The 12804-nt window shown below is 66.7% G+C and carries 7 protein-coding genes and 1 tRNA gene; 6 read left to right on the top strand and 2 right to left on the bottom strand.

All coding sequences use genetic code 11. The annotated features are described in order from the left end of the window. The first annotated feature begins 697 nt into the window (after window positions 1-697). Window positions 698-3073 carry a carboxypeptidase-like regulatory domain-containing protein gene (locus tag CLV67_RS01765; RefSeq protein ID WP_170153723.1) on the top strand — a complete coding sequence of 792 codons (2376 nt, stop codon included), beginning with the start codon at window positions 698-700 and terminating at the stop codon, window positions 3071-3073. Between the two features lie 57 nt (window positions 3074-3130). Here CLV67_RS01765 and CLV67_RS01760 read toward each other — a convergent pair whose 3' ends face one another. Further along, window positions 3131-3820, bottom strand: coding sequence for an aggregation-promoting factor C-terminal-like domain-containing protein (locus CLV67_RS01760; protein WP_106315351.1), 690 nt, complete (start codon window positions 3818-3820; stop codon window positions 3131-3133). Window positions 3821-4047: 227 nt separating this feature from the next. On the opposite strand from CLV67_RS01760, the gene CLV67_RS01755 reads away from it, so the two are divergent. Further along, the gene (locus CLV67_RS01755) at window positions 4048-5373 is read left to right on the top strand and encodes an extracellular catalytic domain type 1 short-chain-length polyhydroxyalkanoate depolymerase (RefSeq protein WP_106315350.1); all 1326 of its coding nucleotides are present in this window, start codon (window positions 4048-4050) and stop codon (window positions 5371-5373) included. A gap of 70 nt (window positions 5374-5443) precedes the next feature. Here the strand turns inward: CLV67_RS01755 and CLV67_RS01750 are convergent, their stop codons facing one another. Next, on the bottom strand, window positions 5444-6250 hold the full coding sequence (locus CLV67_RS01750; RefSeq protein ID WP_106315349.1) for an S-methyl-5'-thioadenosine phosphorylase: 807 nt from the start codon (window positions 6248-6250) through the stop codon (window positions 5444-5446). A gap of 122 nt (window positions 6251-6372) precedes the next feature. Here CLV67_RS01750 and CLV67_RS01745 point away from each other — a divergent pair, with 122 nt between their 5' ends. From CLV67_RS01745 to CLV67_RS01730, 4 genes are all read left to right on the top strand, one after another. Then, on the top strand, window positions 6373-6921 hold the full coding sequence (locus CLV67_RS01745) for a YqgE/AlgH family protein (RefSeq protein ID WP_170153738.1): 549 nt from the start codon (window positions 6373-6375) through the stop codon (window positions 6919-6921). Between the two features lie 88 nt (window positions 6922-7009). Then, a tRNA-Ala gene (locus tag CLV67_RS01740) sits at window positions 7010-7082 on the top strand. Between the two features lie 292 nt (window positions 7083-7374). Beyond that, window positions 7375-8580 carry a tyrosine-type recombinase/integrase gene (locus tag CLV67_RS01735; RefSeq protein ID WP_170153722.1) on the top strand — a complete coding sequence of 402 codons (1206 nt, stop codon included), beginning with the start codon at window positions 7375-7377 and terminating at the stop codon, window positions 8578-8580. 220 nt (window positions 8581-8800) lie between these two features. Next, window positions 8801-12790 (top strand): NACHT domain-containing protein, encoded by a 3990-nt coding sequence (locus tag CLV67_RS01730; RefSeq protein ID WP_146168965.1) that lies wholly within the window; start codon window positions 8801-8803, stop codon window positions 12788-12790. The last annotated feature ends 14 nt before the right edge of the window (window positions 12791-12804 follow it).

The following is a 12804-nucleotide window of genomic DNA, read 5'->3' as shown; positions in this document are numbered from 1 at the left end:
TCGACAGTGGAAGCCTTCCATCGGCTCGCGCGTCTCGTCTCGCGCGGGCCTTGTGTGCTGGTGCCTCTCCGGCTGCGCTATTGCCTGCTCGCGGATCTTGAGCACTCCAACCGTTCACTGTGGATCTTGGGTGCAATTCGTCGTCCCCGCTCGAGGTCGTCCTGCCCGGAAATAGGGGTCAAGGTTTACCGGCGCCGACCGATGCAGAGCGAATTGCGACGGTGGGCCGACGAATGTTGCACAAGATTCGCCGACGCCTGTCGGCACGTGATCTCGGGTGGTCAAGTGGGCGGACAGATCCCGTCAGGCGAGCCGGCAGAGGGACGCGTATGGCCGCCGGGCAGGTAGGTCGGCGGGCGGAGCGTCGAGAAAGCGGCTCGGGATGTCGGGTGGCCGATCTGCCGGACCGGCGACCAGGTTGTCGCCTGACGGTGGCTGGCCGTGGGTGTGGTGCCGGGGCACGGGCCAATACTGATTATTCGACGTGTTCAGTGCAATTATCCGGCAAAGCGTCGTGAACCGGTTAGCTGAGGCGATGGCTGAGCTGAGGGGCTGTGTTCCGGTTGCCCCATTTCTTATTTGTACAGCTTGTTTCGCGCCGGGTGTCTGACAGGGCGTGAGTCGGCCTATGCTGCGGCGGGTGGCGATCGATCGATACCTGTCTTGGTCGCCTGTCGCTTTTGTCATGGGGGCTCTGGTGAACAGATCACTTCTGGTTCGGCTCGGTGGCGTGGTCGCCGCCGGGCTGCTGATGGTTGGTGGTATATCCGTTCCCGCTGCGGCGGCCGCCGCAGCGGGCAACGTCGACGGCGTCTATCTGGACCATGCGGGGGCACCGATTCTGGATGCCTTCGTGGTGGCCTGGGACGAGGACGGCTCCTATCTCGCCGGGGCGTCCACCGATGCCCAGGGGCACTATCTGCTGGCGGGGGTGCCGGAAGGCGCGGTCCGCCTGTCGTTCCAGACCGAGTCGCTGATTCAGTGGGCGCCGGGGGAGCTGAACCAGGAGGCGGGGCGGCTCTATCAGGTGCCGGCGGACGGGACGCTCACCGTCGACGAGCGGCGGCTGCCCGCGGGTGTCGTCTCGGGCACGGTGACCGGGGCCGACGGCGGGCCGGCGTCCTGGGTTCAGGTCAACGTGCACGATCTCACGCACGACTCGTACGCCTACACCTACGCCGACGACGCCGGGCGGTATGCGGTGACCGTCTGGGCGGGGGACCATCGTGTCGGTTTCGGGCCGGACTCGGCCCGGCAGTGGGCGCCGCAGGCGGTTCGTGAGGGGGACGCCGACACCTACAGCGTGGCGGCGGGGGCGTCTGTTCAGCTGGACGAGACGCTGCTCGCGACCGGGACGGTCCGTGGGCGGCTGACCACTGCCGACGGCGGTCCGCTGGTCTCGGCCCAGGTGCAGTTGTTCGAGGGTGACCGTCAGATGTACGGCGGCTACACCGACGACCAGGGCGACTACTCGTTCCCTGCTCTGCCGGGCGAGTACGTCGTCGGGTTCCAGGCCGATCTCAACGGGCCCGATCAGTACATTCCGGGGGCGGTCGACCGCTCGAAGGCGACGGTGTTCACCGTCGTGGCCGGGCAGACCGTGGTCGCTGACGACTCGGTGCTCAAGCCGGCGTCGGTGTCGGGGCGACTGGCCGGGGCGGACGGCACACCCAAGGCGGGCTTCGAGGTGAACGTGACGTCCACCGATGACCAGCGCGGTTACGGCGCCACGACCGGGCCGGACGGCACCTGGCGCGTCGACGACGTCTACCCGGGTGAATACCAGATCTCGTTCACCAACCCGGCGTATTCGCGCACGCAATGGGCGTACGGCAAGACCAGCCGTGACGACGCCGCGGTGATCACCGTCGACGGTGGGGCCTCGGTCACCGTGGACGAGACCTGGCTGACCGGCGCGACGCTTGCCGTCAAGGCGGTCGACGAGGTGACCGGTGCTCCGGTCACCGACTTCTGTGTGCAGGTCGAGGCCGATGGCGGGTACGACCAGGGCTGCGCCACCGGCGGTACGGCCACCGTGGCCGATCTGTCTCCGGGCGCCGGTGTCGTCGACGTCCTGCCGGGCGAGGCGACCTACTTCCTGCGGGACGACGACAACCCGGTCACGTTGGTCAGCGGTCAGACGGCCACGATCACGGTGCCGCTGGCCAAGGGCGGCAAGGTGTCGCTCACCGCCGCCGACCGCAAGACCGGCGCTGCGGTGGGGGAGACCTGCTTCGTCCTGATGACGGCCGGCCGGGGCGGCCTGCCGGACGGCTACGACGACTGCACCGGCTCCAGGGGCGGGGTGACCACCGCCGCTCTGGCGCCGGGGACCTACGCGGCCTTCGCTGTCGCGCCGGGCACCTACGGCCATCAGTGGGTGGGGCCGGCGGGCGGCACCGGTGACCAGCGGGCGGCGGCCCGGATCGTGGTCACGGCCGACCGGACCGTGACGGCGCCGGCCGCGCGGCTCGATCAGGCCGGATCGATCACCGGTGTGGTGAAGGGCTCGGACGGCACGCCGATCGAGGACGCCAACGTCTCGTTCACCGCGTGGAGTTTCGGCTCCGGGCCCATTCACGACGTCAGCACCGACAGCCGGGGACGGTACACGCTCGGCAAACTCGGGCCGTACGCGTGGCCGCTCTCGTTCAGTGCGAACGGACATCCGCGGCAGTGGTCGGGCAACGTCGGCAACCGGTTCAAGGCCGTACACATTCCGGTCAAGGCGGGCGCATCGGCGACGTACAACATCAAATTGAGTCGTGGAGCGGCGCTGACCGGCAAGGTCACCATCCCGGCCGGGCTGCCGGCGGACGGCTGGCGGCTGACCGCGATCAACGCGGTGACCGGTGACCAGATGGCCGAATTCGACAGTTACGCCCAAGGGCCCGGCGGGACGTACCGCATGCCGGTGATCGGCAGCCAGCAGGTGAAGATCAGCTGGCTGGCGACGGGTGAGGGCAACATCGTCAAGAGGGGTTGGTACGACCACGCGTCCGACCAGAGCGCCGCGACCAGGGTCGCCGTCCCGGCCTCCGGCGCGAAGCGGGTCGACGTGACCCTCGGCTGACGCCGCCGGCGGTCACGGAACGCCCCGGGCTCGGCTGGAGCCCGGGGCGTACCCCTGTCAGTAGGAGCCGTTGTTCTGGAAGTGGTTCCAGGCGCCGCACGGCGAGTCGTACCGGCCCTTGATGTAGCCGAGACCCCACTTGATCTGGGTCGCCGGGCTGATCTTCCAGTCGGAGCCGGCCGAGGACATCTTGTCACCGGGATAGGCCTGCGGAATGCCGTACGCGCCCGACCCCGGGTTGGTGGCTTTGTAATTCCAGCCGCTCTCGTGGTCCCACAGCTTGTTCAGGCAGGAGAACTCGCCGAACCCGAACCCGGCCTTGATCATCAGAGCGCACCCGATCTCACGGCTGCCGCTGAAGGTCTTGCATGCGGCCGGAATCGTGCCGGTGTAGGGCACCGGGCCTGTCTGCGCGGCCCGCTGGGCGGCGGCCTTCTTCTCGGCGGTCGCCTTCTTCTGCGCCGCCTCCAGGGAGCGGGCATCGGCGGCGGCCCGCTTGGCCATGCTGGACGCCTTCAGCGCGGCGGTGCGCTCCGACTCGGCCCGCGCCGCGCGGTCGGCGGCGTGCTTCGCCTCACGCTGGATCGCGGCCTGCTCGGCGGCGGCCACCGCCTCCTTGGAGGCTGTGCCCGGCCCGTCGTCTCCGCCGTGTCGCGCCAGTTGGACGCCACCGGCCACCCCGGCCAGCAGCAGAGCCACCGCCGCGACGCGCGCGCCGACGGATTTGAGGAGTTGTGGTCGTATCACCGGGGGTCCCTTCGACGGCCATGGATCGTCCTCGCCGGAGTACGACGTTCCACCGGCCCATCGCTGTGCGGAGAAGTGGGAGGGATCATACGGGGCTGGGACGCCGCTGGCGCGCCCGCCGGGATCGATACATACTTGTCGATGCTTTGCGTCGGGGGGATGACGTGGGGAGCAGACCTCCCGCGCGCAAGCGCCTCGTCCCCACGAATCCCCGCAAGGAATCCCCCATGAGACCGAGACTCAAGATCCTGCTCGCAGCGATCGTCACCTCGCTGATGGCGGCCCTCGCCGCGGTCAGCATGCCCCAGCCGGCCGCCGCGGCCGCGCTCACCGAGGTCACCGGCTTCGGAACCAACCCCAGCAACCTTCGGATGTACGTCTACGTGCCCGACAACCTGGCGCCCCGGCCGGGTCTGCTCGTGGCCGTCCACTACTGCACGGGAACCGGGCCGGCGTTCTACAGCGGATCGCAGTTCGCCTCGCTCGCCGACCGCTACGGCTACATCGTCATCTACCCGTCGGTGACCCGGAGCAGCCAGTGCTTCGACGTCGCCTCCCCCCAGGCGCTGACCCGCGGCGGCGGCAGCGACCCGGTCGGCATCAAGTCGATGATCGACTACGTGCGGGCCCGCTACCCCGTCGACCCGGACCGCATCGTCGCGACCGGCGTCTCCAGCGGCGCCATGATGACCAACGTGCTGCTGGGCCTCTACCCCGACGTGTTCAGCGCCGGCTCGGCGTTCGCCGGGGTGCCGTTCGGCTGCTTCGCGACGACCAACGGGTCCGAATGGAACAGTGACTGCGCGAACGGTCTCGTCACCAAGACCCCGCAGCAGTGGGGTGACCTGGTCCGCAACGCGTACCCGGGTTACACCGGCCGCCGGCCGCGCATGCAGACCTGGCACGGCACCAACGACGAGATCCTGCGCTACCCCAACTTCGGTGAACAGATCGACCAGTGGACCAACGTCCACGGGCTCACCCAGACCCCGTCGTCCACCGTCACGCAGGGCGGAAACACCCGCACGCGGTACGGCGGCACGGGTGACACCGCCCCGGTCGAGGCCATCAGCATGAACGGCGTCAGCCACAACCTCCCGGTCGACGCGGCGGCCGCCGTGCACTTCCTGGGACTCGACACCACCACGCCGTCACCGTCGTCGCCGGCACCCTCGTCACCGGCCCCGTCCTCGCCCGCCCCGTCCTCACCGGCTCCGTCGTCGCCCGCACCGGCCGGTGGCTGCCGGGTCGGGTACGCGGTCAACTCGTGGAGCACCGGCTTCACCGCGTCGGTCACCGTCACCAACACCGGCACCACCACGGTCAACGGCTGGACGCTGCGGTTCACCCTGCCCACCGGGCAGACCGTGACCAACGCGTGGAACGCCGTGGTCAGCCCGTCCAGTGGGGCGGTCGGCGCCGCGAACGTCTCCTACAACGGCACGATCGGGGCCGGCGGGTCGCAGACCTTCGGCTTCCAGGCCACCCACACCGGCAGTGCCGCCAAGCCCACCGCGTTCACACTCAACGGCGCGAACTGCGCCGTCGTCTGACGAGCATCGGGGCTGAGACCGGGTTCCCCACCTCGGACTCAGCTCCGGCCCGGTGCGCGTAGCCGTACGATCAAGGAAGCTCGAAAGGCAGTTTGATGCCCGCCAGGGCGTCCTTGCAGGGACATGAGCGCGTCGCTGGAAGCTTGACCACCGCATCGAGAAGGACGTCGCGCAGACGTGCCGTGTTCTCCGCGAAGACCGAGAAGACCTCGTCCTGGGTGACGCCGTGCTCACCCTCCACGCCCGCGTCCAGATCGGTGACCAGGGCGATCGCCGTGTAACAGAGCGCCAGCTCGCGAGCCAGCACCGCTTCCGGGTGACCCGTCATGTTGACGATCGTGCCGCCGATCGAGGTGAACCAGCGCGACTCGGCACGCGTCGAGAAACGCGGACCCTCCACGACGATCATGGTGCCGCCGTCGACGGCACTCACCCGCTCGGCGGAATCCAGCACCGCGGAGCGACCCACCGGACAGTACGGATCGGCGAACGACACGTGCACCGCGCCCGAGTCGTAGAACGTCTGCTCGCGCCCACTCGTCCGGTCGATCAGCTGATCCGGCACCACGAAAGTGCCCGGACCCAGCTCCGGCCGCAGGCCACCGACCGCGCAGGGCGCGATGATCTGGCGTACGCCGAGCGAACGCAGCGCCCACAGATTGGCCCGGTAGGGAATGCGGTGCGGGGGAAACCGATGGTCACGGCCGTGCCGGGGCAGGAACGCCACCCGGCGGCCGCCCACCTCGGCCACCGTGATCCGGTCCGACGGCGGGCCGTACGGGGTGTCGACCTCGTGTTCGGTGGCGTTGTCGAGGAGCGCGTAAAGCCCCGATCCGCCGATGACGCCGATCTCTGCTGCCGTAGGTGGCGGGTTCATGTCCAGACCTTATCTGCGGCCGGAATCGCAAGCTAATGTGCGAGACATGGCTACGTCGACTGGACGGCGGTAAACACGTGTTCGGTGAGCAGCAGCGGATCGGAGGCCGGTCGGTGGAGTCGATGACCGGTCAGCTGCTCGTCGCCACGCCCACCCTCAAGGACCCCAACTTCGACCGGACGGTCGTACTACTGGTGGCCCACGAGACGGGCGGCGCGCTGGGGGTCGTGCTCAACCGCGCGACCGAGGTCCCGGTCGCCGAGGTCCTCGGCAACTGGGGCGATCTCGCAGGTGACCCCGCGGTCCTCTTCGAGGGCGGCCCGGTCCAGCCGGAGTCGGCGATCTGCCTGGCCAGGACCAAGCCCGAGTTCAAGAAGCGGCTCTCCGGCTTCCATCCTGTCAGCGGCGCACTCGGCACCCTGGACCTCTCCGCCGACCCGGAGCGGATGCGCGAGAGCGTGGCCGGCATCCGGGTCTTCGCCGGATACTCCGGATGGTCGGCCGGCCAACTGGAGGACGAGATCGCCTCCGGCTCCTGGTTCGTCTTCGACGCCCTGCCCGGCGACCCCTTCGTCGAACGCCCCGACGACCTCTGGGCCATGGTCCTGCGCCGTCAGGGCGACATCCTCGCAGCGGTCGCCCATTTCCCGCCGGATGTCTCCCTCAACTGAGGGGGGTGCTTCGGGGGGCCCTCGCGGGGTGTGTAATATTTCCAGCGTGCCCGGGGGAAACCGCCGGGGATGTAGTGAGTAGTGGCAAGGGGCTGTGGCGCAGCTGGTAGCGCACCACACTGGCAGTGTGGGGGTCAGGGGTTCGAGTCCCCTCAGCTCCACCCTTTAACAAAGAGTCGTTGACCAGGAAGTTTACTGGTCAGCGGCTCTTTTTGCTTAGGGGAATCCCACCCCGCAGGTAGCACCCAGGTAACGCGGCTTGATCATGCCGCTCAATCACCGGTACGGTTGCAATCGCATTGCGGCGCATACATGGGTGCGCCCGCGGGCCTCCAGCGAGGGGCCGCCCGTTCACGTGGAGGACGAGTGGCGTCGATTCAGAAACGACCGACCAACAAGGGTCGGACGGTCCGATGGCGAGTCGTGTGGCGTCAGGACGGCAAACAGGTACCGGTGACGCTCGACTACCACACCGAGGCGAAGAGACTTCAGGGGTTGGTCGAAGCATGCGGTGAGTGCTGGCCCGCCGATGAGGAGCTCACGCGCTACGGGTTCGCGGACCTCATCGAGCGAAAGGTCGAGTGGCTGGCGAAGCACATGCCGCTTACGGTGGCATCGGACTCGTCGGCGCCCCAACCGGCCGGTGCGCCCGAGGAGCCGCGGCCGCCGGCGCCCGCCGTCGATGAGATGCCGACCTTCGCCGAGTACGCGGAGAAGCAGATCGCCAGGAAGCGCGGTGTCGAGGGCTACACGAAACGCCGCTACCGGTCCAACCTGGCGAACCACGTCGTCCCGTACTTCGGCCACATGCGTGTGGACGTGATCGAGTACGAGCACATGGAGGCGTGGCAGGACGCGATGGAAGCTAAGGGCCTCAGCCGCAAGACGATCGCGAACATCCGGGGCGGCGTGATCGTCCCGACGTTCAAGGCGGCGTGCGCCATGCAGCCGGGCCGCAAACCGCCACTGATCGCTGGCAACCCGATGGACGGACTGGAGCTGCCGAAGGGCCGAAAGAAGAAGCGTGACGTCATCACGACCGAGGCCGATATCCAGCTGTATTTGAGCTGCGCCTACGAGGTGCATCCGATCGGCGCCGATCTGCTCATGCTCGGCATGGCGACGGCGATGCGCTGGGGCGAGCTGGCCGGGCTGCGGGTGCGCGACATCGACCTCGCCGCCGCTGAGCTTCGGCCGTCGCAGGTCCTCGCCCGGGGTTCCGAGAACGGCGACACGTGGGAACTGCGGTCTTACACCAAGAGCATCGCGGGTGACGACCGGTGCATCCCAATCCCGCCCGCGATCGTCGAGATGCTGCGTCGCCTCGTCGCCGGCAAGCGTCTCGACGACCTGGTGTTCACTCGGCCCGGCGGCGGCCCGTGGGATCACGCGAAGTTCCGTGAGCGGGTCTACCTGCCCGTGCTCGCCAAGGCCCAGGGGCGCGGCCTGGCGAAGCACATCACGCCGCACTGCCTCCGACACAGCCTCCTGACGATGCTGGCTGACCAAGGCGTCGACCCGAAGGTCATGCAGCACATGGCCGGGCACGAGAGCGTGAAGACGCTGTACGACAACTACATCCACCCCACGCAGGCCCAGCGGCAGGCTGCCGCCGCAGCCATCGGCACCCTTTTGCCGACGTTCTACACGGCCGCGTAGCCCGGCGATACCCGATCTCGCTTGATGAGCGGGCAGATGTAGACCTTCTATCTCCTACAATGCCGTCGTGATGCCGACCCGCCCTCACCGGGCTCCCCGCTATTGGCGAAGTCGGCGTCACGATGGCCCGCAGATCGATGTCGACGCCGCGCTGGCCTATGACCGTGCTGATATCGCGGGAGTTGTCCGACTTCCCGACGTTGTACGTCACAGATGCGTAGTGCTCCTCGGCCCGCCCGGTGGCGGGAAGACCACCGAACTGAAGGCTCTGGTTTCCACCTGGGGTGCGAACGCCGCGCTTGTTGAGGTCGGTCGTAGCAGCACCGAGGACGGTTTGCGGGGCAGGATCGCGAAAGCGCTGGGGAAGCAGAGCGCCCCTGAACCCCGACTTCTTGCACTGGACGCCACCGATGAGTCGCCGCTCATCCCGAGGGTTCTCGCTGGGGCGATCGAAGAGGCCCTGGAAGGTCTGCCGTCCGACGTTCACGTGGCAGTCAGCTGTCGAAGCGCTGGATGGCTGCCTGGGGTCGAACTCGTTTTGCGGCAACAGTTCGACCTTGTCGAGATCTACGATCTTGTCCCTTTAGTGGACACCGACATCGAGGAGTTCGCACGGTCCGCTGGAGTCGACGGGCGCTACTTTCTGGACGAACTGCGGCGATCCGGCATTGTGGATCTTGCCCGCAATCCCGTGGAGCTTGTATTTCTAGTCGAGGAGTTCGCCGCGTCCTCGGCGGATCCTCCTTCGCTCCCCGGCTCCCAGGCCGAGCTCTATGGTGCGGTCTGCCGACGGCGAGTACGAGAGCCGAACGAACTCAGACGGAACCCTCTGCTGCCACACGAAGAACGGCGCTACCTCGCCGACGCAGGCGTGTTGGCACTTGTTGCTCTGTTTAGCGGCTGTTCGACGTTCGTACTCGAAGGTGAGGGCGGTCCCGAGGACCTAACAGCAGATGATTGCTTGCCTCAATCGCCGCAGCAGCATTTCACCGAGGTCTTGGCCACCCGGTTGTTCGACGGCGCCGGCCCCCAGCTGATGAGGTTCGAGCACCAGATGCTCGCCGAGTACCTCGCTGCGAACCACATCGTCAGTACGGGCATCACCCTGGATTGCGTCAACGAGCTTCTTGGTGGCGAGCAAGGTCTTCTGGCTCCTCAGGTGCAGGCAATCGCTGCCTGGTTGGCCGCGCTGGCACCGGAGCGGTTCGGTGCTCTCATCGAGCGCGATCCGGCCGCATTTATCCGTAGCCGTGTCGAACTGATCGACCCGGGGTACCGGCAAGTCCTGGTCGACAGCCTCCTTAGGCTGGCTGGCCGAAGCGAGTTCCTTCAATACTCGACGCACGAACTTGGCGGACTCACCTACGACGGCATCGACCGTCGGCTCCAAGACGTTTGGTCCAACCAAACAAGCGGCACCGATGCTCGGGTTCTAGCGGTACTCATCGCCCGGCGTAACAACCGGTACGGCCTAAGCGCCACTCTGGCGTCCCTGTCGGTGGATGCTTCTCAGCCGACATCGGTTCGGGTGGCCGCTGGGTACGGCGTCTTAGACTTTGCCGATCCGCTAGATGTTGCCGCGCTGACGAGGCTTCTCGACGTGCCGGCCGAAGCCGATGAGGATGACGAGCTGTTTGGGCTTGGACTTCGCGCCTTGCGGCGAGGCGGCGCTCCGCTGCAGGACGTGCTGTGGCGCCTACGTGATGAGCGAAACGCTGACCTGGTCGGCAGCTATTCAACGTTCTTGCGGCTGGACCTCCCGGATATCCTCCGTGAGAGCACGTTGAGCACGGAGGAACTCCGCGAGTCGCTGAACTGGGTAGAGGACGTAACCGTCCGCATGTCGCCGGGCATGCCACCCCTCCGTGGTCTTGCGGGACAGACGGAGGAACTCCGTGACGAGATCTTGATCACTGGCCTGTCCCGTCTGCAAGAGCCGGAGATGTTCGCAGCGGTCATAAACGTTGTCGTTGCCCGGCTCGAACACCGCCACCGACTCTTTGACTCCCGAAATGCCGTGTTGCCCGAGCTGTCACGTCAGTCCCGCCGTGACCTTGTTGCCGTGCTACACAATCGCTTGGATGGCTCAGCGACCTGGGCCTTCAGGGGTGTTGGTCTGCTTGACGCCGAAGACCTCCCCTGGGTCGTAATGAATGGAGCAATGGCCGCCACCAGCGAGGATGCTGAACGCTGGCGCCCCTGGACCCTTATGCTCTTCGACCGCGAGCGGCCGGAACACCGCTCGGTTCTAGCTGCGGTCCCGGGAAACACCCCATTCGCTGAGCTGATAGCACGGCCCTTGCTTCGCCCAGTAAAGCCAGTCCCGGAAGATCTTGATCTCGAGTCCGATGACGAGGCGGAGTCACCGCCGACGGACTCACAGCTACTAACGAATCTCCTCGATGGTCTGCAGCTTCCGCAGGAGAGGGCCTTCCTCATCTTCTGCCACTACATACGGCACATTGGAGAAGCCGGCCAGCCACCGAAGCTGCCTCAGGTGCGGATAACCGACTTGCGCGGGTGGTCCCTGCTATCCGCCGAGCAGCAAGCGGCAGCTGTGGCGGCCGCCAAGGGCTACCTCCAAGTCGCGACAGAGAACGGGCAGAATCTTCTAGGGACCGGAAGGTCTAACCGGGGTGCCTATACCGGCGTGCAGGCAATGGTGCTGCTCGCCGACCTGGGTAAGACCCCGGATCTAGAGACCAGCCGTTGGCAGTTCTGGGTACCTGCCTTAGTCGGGGGACCGTTCTTCGGCCCTGACGAGGAACCGCTACAGATCCCGATGAAGTGGGTGAACGACAGAGCCCATGACTCCCTGCTCGCGGCGATTCTTACCGAGGTCGCCGGCCGTCCTGGAGCGGGGCAGGTCGTGCTCCGTCGAGTCGCTCCCCTTCTGACGGCTCAGGATGGTGCGTGGCTTGGTCAGCTAATCACCAGCGATGTAACTGACACCGCCTCCGCGGCTGTCGCGTATGAAGTCCTAGCGAAACTCGACTCGGAAGCGGCGCTTGCGCTATTCGGCGAGCAACTGGGCCTCGCCGAGGCCAACTCCCTGAAGGCAGGGCGCCTCGCCTCGTCGGCCATCCACATTCTCGGCGCACGAGCGTGGCCGCCGCTACGAGACGCCATGGTCAAGAGTCCAGCCCTTGCAAAGGAGATCGTCGAAAGTCTCGCCGAGGATGCATCACTCGATCTAGCGATGCTGGACGAGAAGCAGCAGGTGGAGTTCTGGCAAGTGGTCGAGGAGTTGTTTCCCTCCGCAGATGATCCAAATGTCAGCGGGGCGCACATCGTGAGTTTGCGGGAAAGAATCGGTGATATACGTGATCGCTTACTGATGACGCTCGCCGAACGAGGTACCCCGGCCGCCGTGGCCGAACTGGAACAGCTCGTTCTTCTCTACCCGGACACGCCGAAGTTTCGGTATCTGGCCGCCCGCGCCCGGATCACCGCCGCCCGCGAGGCTTGGACGCCGCTGACCCCATCAGAAGTGCTTGCGAAACTGACACCGCCCAAGGACGAGCCGGTGAAGATGCTCTCGGTACGCGCTGTAATGGCCATCCTCATTGGGATTTTCATCGGAGTCGTTATCTCAACGGCTCTCTGGCAGCGGGAGGGCCTCGAGTCGTCGATCTGGCTCGCTGCCCTTGCTGCGACGTGCACCTTGGCCCTTGGGGCAATGCCCCGGTCGAGCCCGAAAGCCAGCAAGACCCGCCGTTGGGCCGTCCGAGAGCCCTACGCCACGGCTATGTGCGCGCTGATCCCAGCAGCCGTCCTCCTGCTGGTCGTTGCCTACGCCGAAAGCAGTAAGCCTTCGAACGGCACAGCGGAACCAACTAGCTCGACAAGCGTCACGAAACCGGCGCCGACTTTGGTTAGCTCAGAGCCGGCGGTGACTACCCGTCCATCGGCACAAGTCACCATTTCAGTGACAGACGCGGCGCCGGGTTCGACGCTGAACGTGCAGGGGTCTGGGTATATCAGTGGAGAGGAGGTCAGAGTCGAGCTATTCGCAGGCGGCAACCTGCGGAAGTTCGATGGGCCGTACCTCCTTGCCGCTCCGGTTGCCGACGCTAACGGGACGCTTGCAGTCACAGCTGTCACCGTGCCGGACGAGATCTGCTGTGCGGGCGCAACAGTCCAGCTGACGGCGACAGGCGTCAAAAGCCATCGCACCGGCGAGCGCCATACGGTCACGTTGACTGGTTGAGGCCTTCTTTACTG

Source organism: Actinoplanes italicus, from assembly GCF_003001815.1.
Taxonomy (GTDB): Bacteria; Actinomycetota; Actinomycetes; order Mycobacteriales; family Micromonosporaceae; genus Actinoplanes; species Actinoplanes italicus.
Note: the sequence above shows the minus strand (reverse complement) of the source record. Positions and strands in the feature narration are given on the sequence as shown.

Bases quoted from the DNA above. Each gene is read 5' to 3' on its own strand.
- CLV67_RS01745 (WP_170153738.1), top strand. From the start codon at position 6,373: ATGACCGGTCAGCTGCTCGTCGCCACGCCCACCCTCAAGGACCCCAAC.
- CLV67_RS01750 (WP_106315349.1), bottom strand. From the start codon at position 6,250: ATGAACCCGCCACCTACGGCAGCAGAGATCGGCGTCATCGGCGGATCG.
- CLV67_RS01755 (WP_106315350.1), top strand. From the start codon at position 4,048: ATGAGACCGAGACTCAAGATCCTGCTCGCAGCGATCGTCACCTCGCTG.